This window comes from Candidatus Pantoea rara (genome assembly GCF_051136265.1).
In the GTDB taxonomy this organism is placed as follows: domain Bacteria; phylum Pseudomonadota; class Gammaproteobacteria; order Enterobacterales; family Enterobacteriaceae; genus Pantoea; species Pantoea rara.
The window spans coordinates 981926-1001421 of record NZ_CP194942.1 but is presented as its reverse complement, the minus strand read 5'-3'; the positions used below and the strand labels follow the sequence as shown (position 1 = coordinate 1001421).

The 19496-nt window shown below is 55.7% G+C and carries 17 protein-coding genes; 13 read left to right on the top strand and 4 right to left on the bottom strand.

What is annotated here, in order from left to right:
• Positions 1-36: 36 nt before the first annotated feature.
• The 3 genes from mmuM to ACR8BF_RS04900 form a co-directional block, all read right to left on the bottom strand.
• Positions 37-972: a homocysteine S-methyltransferase gene (mmuM, locus tag ACR8BF_RS04910; protein ID WP_179896994.1), complete on the bottom strand. Its 936-nt coding sequence runs from the start codon at positions 970-972 to the stop codon at positions 37-39.
• Positions 962-2371 carry an S-methylmethionine permease gene (gene mmuP, locus ACR8BF_RS04905; protein WP_179894986.1) on the bottom strand — a complete coding sequence of 470 codons (1410 nt, stop codon included), beginning with the start codon at positions 2369-2371 and terminating at the stop codon, positions 962-964. The genes mmuM and mmuP overlap by 11 nt, the downstream gene beginning before the upstream one ends.
• Before the next feature lie 136 nt (positions 2372-2507).
• The gene (locus ACR8BF_RS04900; RefSeq protein WP_003850360.1) at positions 2508-2843 is read right to left on the bottom strand and encodes a DUF2002 family protein; all 336 of its coding nucleotides are present in this window, start codon (positions 2841-2843) and stop codon (positions 2508-2510) included.
• 153 nt (positions 2844-2996) lie between these two features.
• Here ACR8BF_RS04900 and ACR8BF_RS04895 point away from each other — a divergent pair, with 153 nt between their 5' ends.
• The 9 genes from ACR8BF_RS04895 (at position 2997) to emrB (ending at position 12502) form a co-directional block, all read left to right on the top strand.
• On the top strand, positions 2997-3314 hold the full coding sequence (locus ACR8BF_RS04895; RefSeq protein WP_010257764.1) for a DUF883 family protein: 318 nt from the start codon (positions 2997-2999) through the stop codon (positions 3312-3314).
• Positions 3315-3613: 299 nt separating this feature from the next.
• Positions 3614-3856: a redoxin NrdH gene (locus ACR8BF_RS04890; RefSeq protein WP_434745644.1), complete on the top strand. Its 243-nt coding sequence runs from the start codon at positions 3614-3616 to the stop codon at positions 3854-3856.
• A 4-nt stretch (positions 3857-3860) separates the two neighbouring features.
• Positions 3861-4274 (top strand): class Ib ribonucleoside-diphosphate reductase assembly flavoprotein NrdI, encoded by a 414-nt coding sequence (gene nrdI, locus ACR8BF_RS04885; RefSeq protein WP_179894984.1) that lies wholly within the window; start codon positions 3861-3863, stop codon positions 4272-4274.
• Positions 4244-6382, top strand: a complete 2139-nt coding sequence (gene nrdE / locus ACR8BF_RS04880) for a class 1b ribonucleoside-diphosphate reductase subunit alpha (protein ID WP_434745643.1) — start codon at positions 4244-4246, stop codon at positions 6380-6382. Before nrdI ends, nrdE begins: the two co-directional genes overlap by 31 nt.
• Before the next feature lie 8 nt (positions 6383-6390).
• Positions 6391-7350, top strand: a complete 960-nt coding sequence (nrdF, locus tag ACR8BF_RS04875; RefSeq protein WP_434745917.1) for a class 1b ribonucleoside-diphosphate reductase subunit beta — start codon at positions 6391-6393, stop codon at positions 7348-7350.
• Between the two features lie 257 nt (positions 7351-7607).
• Complete coding sequence (locus ACR8BF_RS04870; RefSeq protein WP_292991204.1) at positions 7608-8795, top strand: MFS transporter; 1188 nt, start codon at positions 7608-7610, stop codon at positions 8793-8795.
• A gap of 302 nt (positions 8796-9097) precedes the next feature.
• On the top strand, positions 9098-9628 hold the full coding sequence (gene mprA, locus ACR8BF_RS04865; protein WP_061063194.1) for a transcriptional repressor MprA: 531 nt from the start codon (positions 9098-9100) through the stop codon (positions 9626-9628).
• Positions 9629-9777: 149 nt separating this feature from the next.
• On the top strand, positions 9778-10950 hold the full coding sequence (gene emrA / locus ACR8BF_RS04860) for a multidrug efflux MFS transporter periplasmic adaptor subunit EmrA (protein ID WP_179894981.1): 1173 nt from the start codon (positions 9778-9780) through the stop codon (positions 10948-10950).
• Between the two features lie 16 nt (positions 10951-10966).
• Positions 10967-12502, top strand: a complete 1536-nt coding sequence (emrB, locus tag ACR8BF_RS04855) for a multidrug efflux MFS transporter permease subunit EmrB (RefSeq protein WP_179894980.1) — start codon at positions 10967-10969, stop codon at positions 12500-12502.
• A 90-nt stretch (positions 12503-12592) separates the two neighbouring features.
• Here the strand turns inward: emrB and ACR8BF_RS04850 are convergent, their stop codons facing one another.
• Positions 12593-13777 (bottom strand): tRNA/rRNA methyltransferase, encoded by a 1185-nt coding sequence (locus ACR8BF_RS04850; protein WP_179894979.1) that lies wholly within the window; start codon positions 13775-13777, stop codon positions 12593-12595.
• A 159-nt stretch (positions 13778-13936) separates the two neighbouring features.
• On the opposite strand from ACR8BF_RS04850, the gene trxC reads away from it, so the two are divergent.
• From trxC to pssA, 4 genes are all read left to right on the top strand, one after another.
• Entirely contained in the window at positions 13937-14356 is a 420-nt protein-coding gene (gene trxC, locus ACR8BF_RS04845; RefSeq protein ID WP_008926766.1) for a thioredoxin TrxC, read from the top strand.
• 81 nt (positions 14357-14437) lie between these two features.
• On the top strand, positions 14438-15115 hold the full coding sequence (locus ACR8BF_RS04840) for a tRNA-uridine aminocarboxypropyltransferase (RefSeq protein WP_292991181.1): 678 nt from the start codon (positions 14438-14440) through the stop codon (positions 15113-15115).
• Between the two features lie 139 nt (positions 15116-15254).
• Entirely contained in the window at positions 15255-17912 is a 2658-nt protein-coding gene (locus ACR8BF_RS04835; protein ID WP_434745642.1) for a GNAT family N-acetyltransferase, read from the top strand.
• Between the two features lie 117 nt (positions 17913-18029).
• Positions 18030-19385, top strand: coding sequence for a CDP-diacylglycerol--serine O-phosphatidyltransferase (gene pssA, locus ACR8BF_RS04830; protein ID WP_179894976.1), 1356 nt, complete (start codon positions 18030-18032; stop codon positions 19383-19385).
• Positions 19386-19496 lie beyond the last annotated feature (111 nt).

The window sequence follows — 19496 nt, the reverse complement described above, 5'->3', positions numbered from 1 at the left end:
GACTCAATCGGGCTATCATCGCCCGATTCAGCCAGCTTATTGCGGTTGACAAGCGCGGGCGATAGCCGCGATGTCGTTGGGTGAGGTGCGACAGCAGCCGCCAATGAGCTTCGCGCCCGCCTGCTGCCACTCATCCAGCTTGTCATGCAGCGTGCAGCCCGACGGCGCGGAATGCCAGGTTTTGCTGCCGGCATCGTACTGCTCGCCGGAGTTGGGATAGGCCACCAGCGGCTTGTCGGTCAGCTTCTGCAACTGTTGCAGCGCAGGCGTCACGCTCTCAAGTGCCACGCAGTTGATCCCCAGCGCTACCACCTGTGGCTGCTGATTCAGCCAGCTCACCACCTCTGACAGCGGCGTGCCGTCGCTGATGTGTTCAGCGTCGCGCAGGGTAAACGTAAACCAGGCGCGGCCTTCAGGGAATTCTGCCAGCAGTTTCACCAGTGCCTGCGCTTCCGCAAAGGAAGGCAGGGTTTCGCAGGCCAGCAGATCGGCTCCCGCCGCCAGCAGCGCCTGCACGCGCGGGCGGTGAAACGCCATCATCTCCGCTTCCGGTAACGCATAGTCGCCGCGATATTCCGAACCATCTGCCAGGAAAGCGCCGTACGGACCCACCGAACCCGCCACCAGCAGCGTTTTCGCGTCGGGCCGCACCGCCAGATAGTCGTGACGGGCGCGTCGCGCCAGCTCGACGCTCTGGGCGATCAACGCCAGTGACTGTGCCTCATCGAGACCACGCGTGGCAAAGCCCTGCGGCGTCGCCTGGTAGCTGGCGGTAATGGCACAACGTGCGCCAGCGACAAAATAGTCATAATGAACCTGATAGATCAGCTCAGGATTTTCCATCAGCACCTTTGCTGACCAGAGCGCATCGGCCAGATGGCAGCCGCGGGCTTCCAGTTCGGTGGCCAGCGCGCCATCCAGAATCAGCAATGGTGACTCTGTTAAAGCCTGCGCGACAGGGTTATGCGACATCATTGGCCTCCTCAGGCTTCGGGGATGATTTGTGGGTCAGATGGTAAGCGGCGTAGCAGAACAGCACAAACGGGATGCCACACCACAGCGCGATACGCTGGGTCGGATCAAACGCCAGACCGACACAGGCCAGCAGGCAGAGCAGAAAACCCAGGATCGGCGTCAGCGGATAGAGTGGCGCACGGTAGCCCAGCTCGGCCAGCGATTTGCCCTGCTGAAGATGTCGGCGACGGAAAACGAAATGTGAGGCGCAGATACTGAGCCAGACCGCAACTACTGCAAAACCGGAGATAGCCGACAGCGCCACAAACACTGTGTCTGGCGCGACCACGCTGGAGACCAGCGCCAGCAAGCCGCCCGCCATGCTGACAGTGATCGCCAGCAGCGGTATGCCGCGCTTATTTACCCGGGCAAAGGCGCGCGGCAGCGTATTTTCATTGGCCAGCGACCAGAGCATACGTCCTGACGCATAAAGGCCGGAGTTGGCTGCTGACAGGATAGCGGTCAGGATTACAAAATTAATAATGTCAGCGGCATAGGGGATGCCAATCTTTTCAAATACCAGCACAAACGGGCTTTTCACGATGCCCGCCTGATCCATGGGAATCAGCGCTGCCAGTACAAATACCGTGCCGATGAAGAAGATGATCAGCCTTGCCACAGTGGTGCGGATCGCCAGCGGCAGCACTTTCTCCGGCTGCTGGGTTTCACCGGCCGCAATCCCGATCAGCTCGGTGCCGGAAAAGGCGAAGTTCACCGCCACCATCGTCATCAGAATCGGCAGTACGCCATTGGGCAGCCAGCCGTGCGCGGTAAGATTGCTCAGGCCCGGCGCGGGCGTGCCATCTTTCATCGGGATAAAGCCAAACATCGCTGCGCCGCCCAGCACGATAAAGGCGACAATCGTGACCACCTTAATCAGCGAGAACCAGAACTCCCCTTCGGCGAAGAAGCGGGTTGAGATGACGTTCAGCAGATAGATGGCGCAGCAGAAGACCAGGCACCAGATCCACACCGGAATCTGCGGGAACCAGTACTGCATGCAGAAGCCCGCCGCCGTCAGGCTGGAACCCAGGGCCACTGTCCAGGTGAGCCAGTAGAGCCAGGCCACGGTATAGCCGGTTGCCGGGCTGAGATAACGCGCGGCGTAAACGTGGAATGCGCCGGTTTCCGGCATCGCCACGGAGAGTTCGCCCAGACAGACCATTACCAGCCAGACCACCAGCGCGCCAATCAGATAGGCAAGCAGCGTTCCTGCCGCCCCGGTAGTTGAAATGATATAGCCAGTGTTAAAAAACAGGCCGGTGCCGATTACGCCGCCCAGCGATAACATCACCAGATGGCGCACTTTCATGGTGCGTTTAAATTGTTCCTGCGAGGGAGTTGGCTGTTCGCTCATCACTTTTATCCGTATGGACGTCTAAACATCTATAGTGGACAATTTTATACGCGTCACAGCCAGTAATTGCAATGGCAGGGGAAACAGGGAGGACGGTCAGGCTGTTCAGTGCCCCGTCGCGGCGGGGCCTGATGCGTTAGCCGAAAACGCTTTGAATATAGCGTTCCAGCGCCATGCGGGAACTGAATCCGTGCGGGATGCCGTAGTGTTCCTGTGAATCACCCGCCAGGTAGAGAGGGAATTGGGTGTAGTGATCGCAGGTCTTCATTTCTGAAGCAGGTTCAGCGAACGGCTGGCTCTTCTCTTTCAGTGTCGGGTGAATGACTAAAGCCATGCGCCCCATGCGCGCTTCACGATTCACATAAACGTAGTTCTCTCCACGGCGATAGCCATAGGCCCGTGGGGTAATTTCATCGACTTCGAAACCCGCTTTTTCCAGTACGCGCGCTACCTCATCCGGTCGTAAATACATGCTCGATCCTCTCCTCTTTCAAAAGCTTCGCAACCTTACATCAGCATGACAGAGTGGGCATTCGGAATTTTCCCTAAAGAACACTCCCGCGTCTCGTTTATCAAAAGGTCGTCTACACTAGTATTACGTTTTTAATTCAAAGGGAGCTAAAAAATGTTTAATCGCACTGTAAAAAACGATGACATTGATATCAATCAGGACGTTAACGAACTGGCCGATTCACTGGAAGCGCTGTTGAAATCTTACGGCAGTGACGCCAAAGACGAAGTAGACTCCGCCCGCAGTCAGGCAGAAAAGCTGCTGAAACAGACCCGTTCAAGACTGAATGGCGGCAGCAACCGTGTGTCACAGGTTGCGCGTGATGCCTCTGCGCAGGTTGATACCTATGTCCATGACAAGCCATGGCACGGTGTAGGTATCGGTGCCGCATTCGGTATCGTCGTGGGCGTGCTGCTGGCTTCACGCCGCTAAGCCCCAAAAATAATCCCCTGAGCCCTGCCCCGTGCGGGGCTTTTTTTTGCCCTTTTTCTGATCGCAATATTTTCAAAATTTTTTTTCAGGCTGCAGAGCGCATTGCTACTGGCTTTGCCTGTGTTGCGCAAATACAAATCTTAAAGCCCTATATATGGTGGGCTTGACCTGAAAAACCACCACATCTAGTATTTACCTCATCATCACGACACCCGATGTTCGCCACAATGAAGCCCGCAACCTGCCGCGTCTGCTTTGTTTCCGGGCATCAGAACCGCACACAGAGGGAAATACGAATCATGCGCATTATTATTTACACTAAAAATAACTGTGTCCAGTGCACGGCGACCAAAAATGCGATGGACCGTCAGGGTCTCGCTTATGAGTTGATCAATCTCGACAGCCAGCCGGACGCGATCGACAGCCTGAAATCACTGGGTTACCGCCAGGTGCCGGTAGTAATGGCAGATAACGATCACTGGAGCGGCTTCCGCCCGGACAAGATCGCCACTCTGCGCTCCCTTTCTGCCGTCGGAGGCTAAGCGTATGTTCCCGCTGGTCTATTTTTCCAGCCAGTCGGAAAACACCCACCGGTTTGTGACGCGCCTCGGCCTGCCCGCCCGGCGCATCCCGCTTGATGCCCGACAGCAACTCCATATCGACCAGCCCTATATTCTGGTGGTGCCCAGTTATGGCGGTGGCAGCAGTCGCGGTGCCGTGCCCGGTCAGGTGATTCAGTTTCTTAATGATGAGGCGAACCGGTGCGGTATTCGTGGCGTGATCGCGGCGGGCAACCGTAACTTCGGTGCCGGTTACTGCCTGGCGGGCAGCATCATTGCAAAAAAATGTCAGGTTCCTTGTCTCTACCGCTTCGAGCTGATGGGAACGCCTGACGATATTGCGAAAGTTAAAGCGGGAGTAACCCAATTTTGGCAACAACAGATACCCTCAACGGCGTGACACTCGATTATCACGCCCTTAATGCCATGCTCAACCTCTATGACGCCGAGGGCCGCATCCAGTTCGACAAGGATCGCGAAGCGACACGTCAGTTTTATCTGCAGCATGTGCAACCCAATACCGTCCCCTTCTCCAGCAGCGCCGAGCGTTTACGCTATCTGGTCGCAGAGAGCTATTACGAAGCAGACATACTGAATCAGTACGACTTTGATTTTCTGCTTGAGCTGCATGAGGAAGCGGAGAACCGGGGATTTGAGTTCAAAACCTTTCTGGGTGCCTGGAAGTACTACACCAGCTACACCCTGAAGACCTTTGACGGCAAACGCTATCTGGAAACCTTCGAACAGCGCGCCTGCATGGTAGCACTGACGCTGGCTCAGGGTGATGAAACACTCGCACGGGCACTGCTCGAAGAGATCCTCAGCGGCCGTTTCCAGCCCGCCACGCCGACCTTTCTGAACTGCGGCAAACAGCAGCGCGGTGAGCTGGTCTCCTGCTTCCTGCTGCGCATCGAAGACAATATGGAGTCGATTGGTCGCGCCGTGAACTCGGCACTGCAGTTATCAAAACGCGGCGGCGGCGTCGCCTTTTTGCTGTCGAACCTCCGGGAGTCTGGTGCGCCGATTAAGCGTATTGAAAATCAGTCGTCGGGCGTTATCCCGGTGATGAAGATGCTGGAAGATGCCTTCTCCTATGCGAATCAGCTTGGCGCACGTCAGGGTGCTGGCGCGGTGTGGCTCAATGCGCACCATCCCGATATTTTTCGCTTTCTTGATACCAAACGCGAAAATGCCGACGAGAAGATCCGCATCAAAACCCTGTCGCTGGGTGTGGTGATACCCGATATCACCTTCCAGCTGGCCAAAGAGAACAAACCGATGGCGCTGTTCTCGCCTTATGACGTTGAGCGGATTTATGGCCAGGCCTTTGGCGATATCAGCATCAGCGAGAAGTATGACGAGATGCTGGCGGATGATCGCATCCGTAAAACGTATATTCAGCCACGCGACTTCTTCCAGACGCTGGCCGAGATTCAGTTTGAGTCGGGCTATCCCTACATCATGTATGAGGACAGCGTGAACCGCAGCAACCCGATTGCCGGTCGCATCAACATGAGTAACCTCTGCTCTGAGATTCTGCAGGTGAACAGCGCCAGTGAGTTCCATGATGACCTGAGCTATCGCCGGGTCGGCAAAGATATCTCCTGTAATCTCGGCTCACTGAATATTGCGCACGCCATGGATTCACGCGATCTGGCCCGCACCGTGGAGGTAGCGGTGCGCGCGCTGACGGCGGTATCGATGATGAGCGAGATTGGCTCCGTGCCTTCCGTCGCCGAAGGCAATCGCCGTTCGCATGCCATTGGTCTGGGTCAGATGAATCTGCATGGCTATCTGGCGCGTGAAGGCATCGCCTACGGTTCGCCGGAAGCGCTGGATTTCACCAATCTCTACTTCTATTGCATTACTTACTATGCGCTGCGCACCTCAAATCAGCTGGCGCAGGAGCATCAGCAGACCTTCGACGGCTTTGCGGATTCGCAGTACGCCAGCGGCGTCTACTTCGATAAATATCTGCAGCGGGAATGGCTGCCGCGCACTGAACGCGTTGCGACGCTGTTTGCCGATGCCGGACTGACGCTGCCGACGCAGTCGGACTGGCGGTCGCTGCGTGATGCGGTGATGCAGCACGGGCTGTTTAATCAGAATCTGCAGGCGATCCCGCCGACCGGTTCGATCTCCTATATTAACCATGCGACCTCCAGCATTCATCCGATTGTCTCCCCTATTGAGATCCGCAAAGAGGGCAAAACCGGCCGCGTCTACTATCCCGCGCCGTTTATGACCAATGAGAATCTCCCTCTCTATCAGGATGCGTATCAGATTGGGCCGGAAGCGATTATTGATACCTACGCAGAAGCAACTCAGCACGTCGATCAGGGCCTGTCGCTGACGCTGTTCTTCCGCGATGACGTCACAACCCGTGACATCAATAAAGCGCAGATTTACGCGTGGAAAAAAGGCATCAAAACGCTCTATTACATTCGACTGCGTCAGATGGCGCTTCAGGGCACGGAGGTTCAGGGCTGCGTCTCTTGCTCCCTGTGATGAAAATGATGAAACTTAAACAAATTCAGGCTATTAACTGGAACCGCATTCAGGATGATAAAGATCTTGAGGTGTGGAACCGTCTCACCAGCAACTTCTGGCTGCCGGAGAAGGTGCCGCTTTCTAACGATCTGCCCGGCTGGCAGACGCTGGATAAACAGCAGCAGCAGCTGACTATCCGTGTCTTCACCGGCCTGACGCTGCTCGACACCATCCAGAATGTGATCGGCGCGCCGGGGCTGATGGACGATGCCATTACCCCGCACGAAGAGGCGGTGTTGTCGAATATCAGCTTTATGGAAGCGGTGCATGCCCGTTCTTACAGTTCGATCTTCTCTACACTGTGTAACACGCAGGATGTGGATGCCGCCTATCAGTGGAGCGAAGAGAATGCGCCGCTGCAGAACAAGGCGCGCATTATCCTGGAACATTACCGTGCCGATGATCCGCTGAAGAAGAAGATCGTCAGCGTCTTCCTGGAGTCGTTTCTGTTCTATTCCGGCTTCTGGCTGCCAATGTACTGGTCGAGCCGGGGCAAGCTGACCAACACCGCAGATCTGATTCGGCTGATTATTCGCGATGAAGCGGTGCACGGTTACTACATCGGCTACAAATATCAGCAGGCGCTGGCGACCACTGACGATCTGCGTCGCGAAGAGCTGCAGCAGTTTGCCTATGATCTGCTGCTGGCGCTGTATGAGAACGAAGTGGCTTACACCGAAGCGCTCTATGCCGACGTTGGCTGGGTGGAAGAGGTGAAAACCTTCCTGCACTACAACGCCAATAAAGCGCTGATGAATCTGGGCTACGAGGCGCTGTTCCCGGCGGAGCTGACGGCGGTGAATCCGGCCATTCTGTCGGCGCTGTCGCCCAACGCCGACGAAAACCACGACTTCTTCTCCGGTTCAGGCTCCTCCTATGTGATGGGAAAAGCGGTCGAAACCGAAGACGAAGACTGGAATTTCTGATGGTCGGGCAGGTCATTCTGATTGTCAGGATGACCTGCCAAAGCTGACAAAGATGCTCCCGTCGCTTTAAACCTCTGCGTTGTCTGTGAGACGTTAAGCCCCTGACCGTTAGTTGTCACAATCCTCTTAGGGCACACCTCCTCTACCGTTGTTTAAACTGTTGTTATAACTGGTATGGCCTGTTAATAAACATACGTGTGAAATAGTTTTTTGAGTTATTATTAACCTCAAATGATTATTAGCGACCGATGCTGTTTATGAATGCGACTCGCCAGGGTCTGACGCCTGCTTTAGTGGTCCTGATGTCGGTAGCAACCGGCCTCTGCGTAGCCAGTAACTACTACGTTCAGCCACTGCTCAATACCATCGCCCAACAGTTTGATCTCTCTGTGAGCCTCGCCGGGTTTATTGTCACCACGGCGCAACTCGGCTACGCCTGCGGTCTGTTGTTGCTGGTGCCGCTGGGTGATCGCTTTGAACGACGCAGCCTGATTGTGACGATGATCCTGCTGGCTGCTGCGGGCATGGTGATTATCGCCCTTTCGCACTCCTTTGCTTTTTTACTGCTGGGCACGGTGATGACCGGTTTGTTCTCGGTCGCCGCACAAATCCTGGTGCCGCTGGCCGCCACGCTGGCTGAGCCGGAGCGGCGCGGTAAAATCGTCGGTACGGTCATGAGCGGCTTGCTGCTGGGGATTCTGCTGGCACGCACCGTGGCAGGCGGTCTGGCGCAGCTTGGCGGCTGGCGCACGGTTTACTGGACCGCCAGCCTGCTGATGATGGTTATGGCACTGGCGCTGTGGCGATCGCTGCCACGCGTGAAACAGTCCCTGCCTATGAGCTATCCGCAACTGCTGGCCTCTATCTTTCGTCTTTATGCAGGCAATCGGGTGATACGCACCCGCGCCTGGACTGGCTGCCTCTCATTTGCCAATTTCAGTCTGCTGTGGACCTCAATGGCGTTTCTTCTCTCTGGCGCGCCCTATCACTTCTCAGAAGGCGAGATTGGCTTGCTGGGGCTGGTCGGTGCCGCAGGTGCACTGGCTGCACGTCAGGCGGGTTCGCTGGCTGACATGGGTAAAGCGAAGCTGACGACCCGATTGGGCCTGCTGCTCATGCTGCTGTCGTGGGCTGCTATTGCGTGGGGTGCTGAGCAGCTGGTACCGCTGATCGTCGGCATTCTGCTACTGGATCTGGCGGTTCAGGCCGTCCATATCACGAATCAAAGCGTGATCTATGCGCAGATGCCGGAGGCACGTAATCGTCTTAATGCCGGTTACATGACCAGCTACTTTATGGGCGGTGCGGCTGGCTCGTTACTCTCCGCTACCGCTTACCATCTGTGGGGCTGGTATGGCGTGTGTGGTGCTGGCGCGCTGCTGACGCTGATTAATCTGCTGATCTGGGCAAACGGATCGCGCTTTGAGCCGGAAAAAATCAACTGAAGTCTGGCCGGACAGTGCAATGGTCTGGTCACAAATGGTTAGGTTTGTTATGGTTAGTAACAAAGCTATTCACTTCGGTTATTTTTCCTCGCGATATTATTAAATTTGCCCCCCTTTTGAAAACGTCCCGGCTCAGCGCTACTGCCGGACGTAAGGGTTTTTGACCCAGGGCCAGGGAATGGCCTGGAATACCTTTGATGGTACAGAGTGCGAGTCTGTGAGCGATCACCTGCCAAAAAGTGACTACGCTTACCCTGTCACCATAGTTATTATACAAGTTGCAATTAGTGAGGTTTTTTTTAATGGAAAGTTCGTTTACTCCCATTGAGCAGATGCTAAACATCCGTGCCAATCGCCATAAGGATTTTCCGTTACAGGAAATTATTCTGACGCGTCTCTGTATGCATATGCAGGGTAAACTGCTGGACAACCGTAATAAGATGCTGAAAGCACAGGGGATTAATGAAACCCTGTTTATGGCGTTGATTACGCTGGATGCGCAGGAAAATCACAGCATTCAGCCTTCTGAGCTCAGTTCTGCTCTTGGCTCCTCACGCACCAATGCGACGCGCATTGCGGATGAGCTGGAGAAGCGCGGCTGGATCGAGCGTCGCGAAAGCGATCACGACCGTCGTTGCCTGCACCTGCACCTGACTGAAAAAGGGATGGAGTTCCTGCGTCAGTTGCTGCCACCTCAGCATCAGAGCCTGCAGTACCTCTGGTCGTCGCTGTCGGTCGATGAGAAATCCCAGCTGGAAGGCATCACCCGTAAGCTGCTTAATCGTCTTGATAAAATGGATGAAGATCAGCTGATCGCCTCGCTGTCCCGCTAATAGCAATAAGTGCGACACAATCACCTGTCGAAATCGTTATTTTAATTTCCTTTTTATCTGGCCAGCGCTCAGTCGCTGGCTTTTTCGACTCGGGCGCTGGCGGAAATGGATTTCTGCCGCCCGACTAAATGGAAAATGTGGAGAAAGTCATGAGTGCAACGGCAGAAGCACAAAGCCCGCAACCATCAGCCAGCAAAAAGAAGAAGCGCAAAAGTGTGCTCATTGTGCTGGCGCTGATCTTTGTGCTGATTGGTATTGCCTGGGGTGTTTACTGGTTCCTGGTCCTGCGCCATTTTCAGGAAACGGATGACGCCTACGTTGCGGGTAATCAGGTACAGGTGATGGCACAGGTTTCCGGTAGCGTGAATAAAGTCTGGTTTGAAGATACCGATTTCGTCAAAAAAGGCGATGTGCTGGTTTCACTCGATAAGACCGATGCGGAACAGGCGTTTGAAAAAGCGCAAACGGCTCTGGCCACCAGCGTGCGTCAGACGCATCAGCTGATGATCAATGGCAAACAGTATCAGGCCAGCATTACGCTGCAACAGACCGCACTGGCGCAGGCAGAAGCCGACCTGAAACGTCGTGAGCCGCTGGGTGCAGCTAACCTGATTGGTCGTGAAGAGTTGCAGCACGCCCGCGACGCGGTGGCCACCGCAAAAGCGCAGCTGGACGTAGCGATTCAGCAATACAATGCCAATCAGGCAATGATCCTCAACACCTCGCTGGAAAATCAGCCTGCCGTTCAACAGAGCGCGGCTGAGCTGCGTGACGCCTGGCTGGCGCTGCAACGCACTGAAATCCGCAGCCCGATGGATGGTTTTATTTCCCGTCGCAGCGTGCAGGTCGGTTCGCAAATTTCCACCAGCACCCCGCTGCTGGCGGTCGTCCCTGCCACCAATTTGTGGGTCGATGCCAACTTCAAAGAGACTCAACTGGCTGGCGTGCGCATTGGTCAGCCTGTCACCGTGGTTGCCGACATCTACGGTGACGACATCGTTTATCATGGCAAAGTGGCAGGACTGGATATGGGCACCGGCAGCGCCTTCTCGCTGCTGCCAGCACAGAATGCCACCGGTAACTGGATCAAAGTGGTTCAGCGCCTGCCCGTTCGTATTGAACTGAATCAGGAAGATATCGCCAGACATCCGTTGCGTATTGGTCTCTCCACGCTGGTAAAAATCGATACCACCAGCAACGAGGGCAGCGCGCTGGCCACCAGCGCCCGTCAGCAGGCCGCTTACAGCAGCAACGCCCTGGCGATTGATCTTGCGCCGGTCAATCAGCTGATCACCGATATCGTCCGCGCCAACGCCGGATGATGACGCGGAGTCTGTAATGGCACAAAAACCGCTTGAAGGAATGCCGCTGGTCCTGATGACCATTGCGCTGTCGCTGGCGACGTTCATGCAGGTTCTGGACTCGACCATCGCCAACGTGGCTATCCCCACGATTGCCGGTAACCTGGGCGCGTCGAACTCGCAGGGCACCTGGGTAATTACCTCGTTTGGCGTTGCCAATGCGATCTCGATTCCCCTGACCGGCTGGCTGGCAAAACGCATCGGTGAAGTAAAGCTGTTCACCTGGTCGACCATTCTGTTTGCTGTCGCCTCCTGGGCGTGCGGCATGTCAGATAGCCTGGAGATGTTGATCTTCTTCCGCGTCATTCAGGGGATCGTCGCGGGTCCTTTGATCCCGCTGTCGCAAAGCCTGCTGCTCAACAACTATCCGCCCGCTAAGCGCAGTGTTGCGCTGTCACTGTGGGCGATGACGGTGATTGTCGCACCAATCTGCGGCCCGATACTGGGTGGCTGGATCAGCGATAACTATCACTGGGGCTGGATCTTCTTTATCAACGTGCCCATTGGTGTGGCCGTGGTGATACTGACGCTGCAAACCCTGCGTGGGCGTGAAACCAAAACCGAAATCCGGCCGATCGATATGGTCGGGCTGGTGCTGCTGGTGGTGGGGATCGGCTGTCTGCAGGTGATGCTGGATCGCGGCAAGGAGCTCGACTGGTTCAACTCGTCCGAGATTATCGTGCTTGGGGTGGTGGCCGTGATTGCGCTATCCGTGCTGCTGGTGTGGGAGCTGACCGACGATCATCCGATCATCGACCTGTCGCTGTTTAAGTCGCGAAACTTCACCATTGGCTGTCTGTCGATCAGTCTGGCTTACATGCTCTACTTCGGCTCGATAGTCCTGTTGCCGCAACTGCTACAGGAGGTTTACGGTTATACCGCAACCTGGGCCGGTCTGGCGTCTGCGCCAGTGGGGATTTTGCCGGTGATTCTGTCGCCCATCATTGGTCGCTTTGCCCATAAGTTAGACATGCGACGGCTGGTCACCTTCAGCTTTATTATGTATGCCGTCTGCTTCTACTGGCGTGCGTATACCTTTGAACCGGGGATGGATTTTGGTGCCTCAGCGTGGCCGCAGTTTATCCAGGGCTTTGCCGTGGCCTGCTTCTTTATGCCGCTGACCACCATTACGCTGTCGGGACTGCCGCCAGAGCGTATGGCCGCCGCATCCAGCCTGTCGAACTTTATGCGTACTTTTGCCGGTTCGGTGGGAACGTCGATTACTACCACGATGTGGACTAACCGCGAGTCGATGCATCATAGCTACCTGACGGAGTCGATTACCCCGTACAACGTCAATTCGCAGCAGATGTATAGCCAGCTGGAGAACCTGGGGATGACGCAGCAGCAGGCGTCAGCCTATATCGCACAGCAGATTACCAATCAGGGACTGATTATTTCAGCGAATGAAATCTTCTGGGCGTCGGCAGGCGTGTTCCTTATCCTGCTGGTGCTGATCTGGTTTGCCCGTCCGCCGTTTAGCCCAGGCGGTGGTGGGGGTGGCGCGCACTGATATCACGCAGTTGGATAAACCCGGCAGCAACGGATTAGCTTAACACTGACCCGTACCTGCCAAAAAAAACGGGCCTTTCGGCCCGTTTTTTTATGCGTTCTGACGCCACCATTCGGCGAGTAGTACGCCCGTTGCGACTGAGACGTTGAGACTTTCTACGTTACCAGTGCCGCCAATCGACAGGCTCATGTCGCCCTGTTTGAACGCAGTGTCAGAAAGACCTTCACGCTCCTGACCTAACACCAGCACCATTTTCTCCGGCAGCTGAGCCTGCGCCAGCGGCGTACCCTGATGGCTGGAGGTGGTCACGATGGTGTAACCCGCTTTACGGAACGCTTCCAGACCTTCGCTGAAGGTTGCTCCGCTGATAGCCTGCACATGCTCAGCACCGCCTTCTGCAGTGCGCACGGCAGCGCCGGACTCCAGTAGTGAAGCATCGTTTACCAGCAAACCTTTTACGCCAAAGTGCGCGCAACTGCGCATAATCGCGCCAAGGTTATGCGGGTTGCTGACATCTTCCAGTGCCAGTACGCAATCTTTGGCCGGTGCCTGGCTCAGCCATTCTGAAACCGCCATACCCATGCGCTTTTTAATCAGGAAACAGACGCCGCCGTGATGCTCAGTGCCTGACGCTTTAGTGATCTCTGCATCTTCTACCACGTGATAGGCTTTGCGATTAGCCGCCAGCCAGCGCAGCGATTCACGGAAACGCGGAGTCACTTCCTGAATGAACCAGGCGCGAACAATCGCTTCCGGACGGCTCTGGAACAGTGCCTGACAGGCGTTCTCACCATAGACGCGGGTTTCTTCGTTGCGCTGACGACGAATCTGCTCAGGATCGACAAAGCTCTTGCCGCTGATGCCGCCATGATCGGGCTTATCACTCTCAGGCGATGCTGCACGATCGGCTGATGGCGCACGTGACACAGTGCGCCACGGGGAATCGCTGCTGCCATAGGCACCCCGGCTATCATCGCCACGATCGTTGCGGCGACCTGCGCCATCGTCTGAACGGCGTGGTGCGCCACGTCCGCCTTCGTCACGGCGTGGTGAACTGCTGCGACCGGTGTCGTCGCTGCGACGGCCAGCAGAGCGACCGCCTTCCTGACTGCGTTCAGTTCGGGGGCCAGACGAACGACGATTATCATCCGGGCGGGCAGCAGAGTGACCACCTTTGCCTGTACGAGGATTCGGCGCACGCGCGCTTTTATCGTCCTCGCCACGCACGTACATCACCTTAACCTTGCCGCTCTTGCCTTTAAATTCGTCGTTCATGTCTTCCTCCTGCATTTAGAGCGCGCAGATTACCTGATGTGCTGGCGCTTAGCTATCAACTATTGAACCTATAGATCAATCCAGATTGAGCAAAAATCCGCCCCCTTTCATAATGGACAACTATTACCAGACTGACACTTTTCAACCCCAGAGGTTCCTATGAATACGGTATGCGCTTCCTGTCAGGCAACCAATCGCGTTCCTGAAGAACGCCTTGCCGACGCGGCGAAATGTGGCCGCTGCGGAAATGCGTTGTTTGATGGCGAAGTGGTGAATGCCACCAGCGCTAACTTTGACAAATATCTGCAGGACGATCTGCCGGTGGTGATCGATTTCTGGGCACCCTGGTGCGGTCCCTGCGTCAATTTTGCGCCGGTGTTCAAAGATGTCGCCAGTGAGCGCAGCGGGAAAGTTCGCTTTATTAAAGTAAACACCGAAGCGGAACCGGCCCTGAGCGCCCGTTTCAACATTCGCAGTATTCCGACCATCATGCTGTTTAAGAACGGCGAACGGGTCGACATGCTGAACGGTGCCATGCCCAAAGCGCCGTTTAACGAATGGCTGGATGAATCACTGTAATCTTCAGAGGCCAGCCAGTCTGGCCTTTTCCTTTTCACCTGCGCTTCGATTACACTGACGTTTTTCCTGCCCTGAATACTCATGTCTGATAATGCTGTTTTGCGCTTGCGCACCCAACGCCTGGCCCGTGCCACTCGTCCTTTCCTCGCACGCGGAAATCGGGTCATTCGCTGCCAGGGCTGTCTGCTCCCAGAGGCCAACTGTCTCTGCAGTCAGATCGTGCCGCAGACTGCCCATAGCCGCTTCTGCCTGGTGATGTTTGATACCGAGCCGATGAAGCCGAGCAATACCGGGCGTCTGATTGCCGATATTCTGCCGGATACCCAGGCTTTTGGCTGGTCACGCACCGAGCCGGATCCGCTGCTGCTGGCAGCCGTGCGCAATCCCGATTTTCAGCCACTGGTCGTCTTTCCGGCCGCCTATGCCGATCCCGGTCGCGAGGTGCTGACAACGCCACCCACCAGCGGCAAACCGCCGCTGTTTATCATGCTGGATGGCACCTGGACTGAAGCACGCAAAATGTTCCGCAAAAGCCCCTGGCTCGATGCCCTGCCGGTGATGTCGCTGGATGTCACCACGCCTTCGCGTTATACGCTGCGTGAAGCGCACGGCGAAGGTCAGCACTGCACCGCTGAAGTCGCTGCGGCGCTGCTGGCACAGGCGGGCGATTGGCGGGCAGCAGAAGCGCTATCTCACCATTTTGATCAGTTCCGTGCGGCCTACCTGGCTGGGAAACCGCATCACGCCGGACAGGCTTAGCCTCCACCCTCTTCTTCTGGCAGGCGAAAGCCTGCTCTGACCGATCCCGGGTTGCGGATGTTCAGCCTGCGATCTGCCCGGAAGCACTGACCGCAAAAAGCGTTTACAATCACGCAAATCCCGATCTCTGGAGGGCGAGATGAGCCAACGCGGACTGGAAGCGCTGTTACGACCTAAATCAATTGCGGTAATTGGTGCCTCGGTAACGCCAGGGCGTGCCGGATACTTTATGATGCGTAACCTGCTGGCGGGCGGTTTTAGCGGGCCAGTATTGCCGGTGACACCAAAATATAAAGCGGTCAGCGGTGTACTGGCCTGGCCCACCATCGGCAGCTTACCTTTTGCACCAGACCTTGCGGTGATCTGCACCCACTCGAAACGTAACCTTGAGTTGCTGCAACAGCTCGGCGAAAAAGGCTGCAAGGCCTGCATTATCCTCTCCGCACCCGCCAGCCAGTCAGCCGAACTCAAAGCCTGCGCCAGCCGGTGGCAGATACGTCTGCTGGGACCGAACAGTCTGGGGCTGCTGGCACCCTGGCAGGGATTGAATGCCAGCTTCTCGCCGGTGCCGATAGAGAAAGGCCGCATTGCGTTTATCTCTCAGTCCGCCGCCGTGTCTAATACCATTCTCGACTGGGCGCAGCAGCGTAACCTCGGTTTCTCCTGGTTTATCGCGCTGGGTGACAGCCTGGATACCGATGTTGATGACCTGCTCGACTTCCTGGCTCGCGACGGGAAAACCAGCGCCATCCTGCTCTATCTTGAACACCTCAGTGACGCACGTCGTTTTGTTTCCGCCTCACGCAGCGCCTCACGTAATAAACCGATACTGGTCATCAAGAGTGGCCGCAGCCGTGAAGCGCAGGCGCTGCTTGGCACCCACAGTGGTCTGGACGCGGCCTGGGATGCGGCCATTCAGCGTGCGGGGTTACTGCGGGTACAGGATACCCATGAGCTGTTCTCCGCCGTGGAGTCACTGAGTCATATGCGGCCGCTGCGGGGCGAGAGGCTGATGATCATCAGCAATGGTGCCGCACCCGCCGCGCTGGCGCTGGATGAGCTCTATGCCCGCAACGGGAAACTGGCGCAACTCAGCGATGAGACGTATCAGCAGCTGGAGGCGTTGTTGCCCGCAGGTGCGGGGCGTGGGAATCCGTTGGATTTAAAAGATGATGCCACCGCCGGGCGCTATGCTGCCTGTGTGGAGATCCTGCTCAACAGCCATGAGCTTGATGCATTAATGATTATTCATGCGCCAAGCGCGGTTGCGCCTGCGACTGAAACGGCCTCGCATCTGATCGACACCATTGCCCGTCACCCGCGCGGTAAGCTGGTGACGTTGCTGACCAACTGGAGTGGCGAGTTCTCTTCCCAGGCTGCGCGTCGTGCCTTTACGCAGGCGGGTATACCGACCTGGCGCACACCCGAAGGTACCGTCACCGCCTTTATGCATCAGGTTGAGTACCGGCGTAACCAGAAGCAGCTGCGTGAAACCCCTGCCCTGCCCGTCACGCTGAATCAGGACAGCGCCCATGCGCACCAGTTGCTGTCACAGGCGCTGGCGCGCGGTATTACCGCGCTGGATACGCACGAAGTGCAGCCGGTGCTGCAAGCTTACGGGCTGGCGACGCTGCCGACCTGGATCGCCAGCGACAGCGCGGCGGCTGTGGCAATTGCCGATCAGATTGGCTATCCGGTTGCGCTGAAATTGCGTTCGCCCGATATCGTCCATAAGTCGGAGGTACAGGGTGTGATGCTCTACCTGCGCAATGCCAGCGAAGTGGAGCATGCCGCAGAGGCCATTTTTGATCGAGTCAGACAGACACTACCGCAGGCACGTATCGAAGGGCTGCTGGTTCAGAGCATGGCCAGCCGTGCGGGCGCGCAGGAACTGCGGGTCGTGGTCGAACAGGATGCCCTTTTTGGCCCGATCATTATGCTGGGCGAAGGTGGCCTTGAATGGCAGGCCGATAAGCAGGCTGCCGTTGCCCTGCCTCCGCTGAACATGACGCTGGCGCGCTATCTGGTAATCCAGGCGATCAAGAGCGGTAAAATCCGCAGCCGCAGCGCCCTGAATCCGCTTGATATCCCCGGTCTGAGTCAGTTGCTGGTGCAGGTATCAAACCTGGTAGTGGATTGCCCGGAAATCCAGCAACTGGATATTCATCCGTTGCTGGCGGCGGGCAATGATTTTACTCTGCTGGATGTGACTCTGACGCTGGCTCCGTTCCATGGCGATAACGAAGCACGACTGGCAATACGTCCCTACCCGCAGCATCTGGAAGAAGAAGTGGAATTAAAAGATGGGCAGTTTTGCCTGTTCCGGCCCATCCTGCCTGAAGATGAACCCTTGCTGCGCGATTTCATCGGTCAGGTGACTAAAGAGGATCTTTACTACCGCTACTTCAGTGAAATCAATGAGTTTACGCATGATGATCTCGCCAATATGACCCAGATCGATTATGACCGTGAGATGGCGATTGTGGCAGTACGTCAGCAGCAGGGACGCCCAGAGATCATCGGCGTCACCCGCGCTATTTCTGATGCGGATAACATTGATGCGGAGTTTTCAGTACTGGTTCGTTCCGACCTGAAAGGGCTAGGCATGGGTCGTCGTCTGCTTGAAAAGATGATTCGTTACACCCGACATCACGGCTTGCAACAATTGAACGGTATCACGATGCCCCATAATCGCGGCATGATTACGCTGGCCCGGAAACTGAATTTTAATGTTGATATTCAACTGGATGACGGTATTGTCAGCCTGAAATTGTCTTTACAGAATGAGATCAACTAACCTTGTAGAGAAAGGTAAAAAACGTTCGAATCGACGGAGTTGATGTTATTATTTGTGGTTATAACCCTGATTTGATGGCAAAAGGCCATGCAATGAACAGAGAAGAAGTGCACTGTGATGTTGTCTAAATTTAAACGTAACAAACACCAACAACACCTCGCACAGCTGCCGAAACTGTCACAATCCGTTGCGGATGTGTCGACACTTTATTCGCCTGCCGAATTTCGCCAGACGTTGCTGGAGAAGATTGCGGCCGCGCAGACACGCATCTGTATTGTTGCGCTCTATCTGGAAAATGATGACGCCGGACGTGCCGTTATGGATGCGCTTTATAGTGCGAAGCAGGTGCGGCCGGAGCTGGATATTTCGATTCTGGTTGACTGGCACCGTGCGCAGCGTGGCCGAATTGGCGCAGCACGAGGTGTAACCAATGCCGACTGGTACTGCGAAATGGCAACCCGCTATCCGGATATCGCCATCCCGGTTTATGGTATCCCGGTTAATACCCGTGAAGCGCTGGGGGTACTGCATCTCAAAGGGTTTATCATTGATGATATGCTGCTCTATAGCGGAGCCAGCATCAATGATGTCTACCTGCATCAGCATGATAAGTATCGTTATGACCGCTACCAGGTTATCCGTAATCCCCAACTGACCGATACGATGTATGACTGGATCACACTCAATCTGAAGCCAGCGGAAGCGGTCAACCGGCTCGATTTTGCTGAGCGCCCTTCAAGCCCTGAAATTAAAAATGAGACGCGCCAGTTTCGTCAGGATCTGCGAGGTTTTAATTATCAGTTTGAAGGCAATGCGGGCAACGATGAACTGACGGTTACGCCGCTGGTTGGTCTGGGTAAGCATAGTCTGCTCAATAAAACCATTTTCCACCTGATGCCCTGTGCGGAACAGAAGCTGATTATCTGTACCCCCTATTTCAATATGCCGGCCCTACTGGTGCGTAATATCATTCATCTGCTGCGTCAGGGGAAACAGGTTGAGATCATCGTTGGTGATAAAACAGCCAATGATTTCTATATCGCGCCCGATCAGCCGTTCAAAATCATCGGCGCGCTGCCTTACCTGTATGAAATCAATCTGCGTCGTTTCATGAGTCGTCTGCACTACTACGTTACGACCGATCAGCTGGTCGTGAGACTGTGGAAAGATGGTGAAAACAGTTATCACCTAAAAGGAATGTGGGTTGATGATGAGTGGCAGCTGATTACCGGTAATAACCTCAATCCCCGAGCATGGCGGCTCGATCTGGAAAATGCGGTGCTGATCCACGATCCTCATCAGGAGTTAGCCGCTCAGCGCGAGAAGGAGCTGATGTTGATCCGCCAGAACACGACGATAGTGACGCACTTCCGTGAGCTTGAGAGTATTGCCGATTATCCGGCTAAAGTGCGGAAACTGATTCGCCGTCTGCGCCGGATACGTATCGATCGCCTTATCAGCCGTATTCTTTAATCACTGCCGCTCTATGAGGGTGTCCCTTATACGAAGTGTGTTGCCTGCTCTGCTGCTGTGTTGTGGATGTGCCCAAAGGGCAGCGGCTGGCGCTGGAAAGATGTCGCGTGG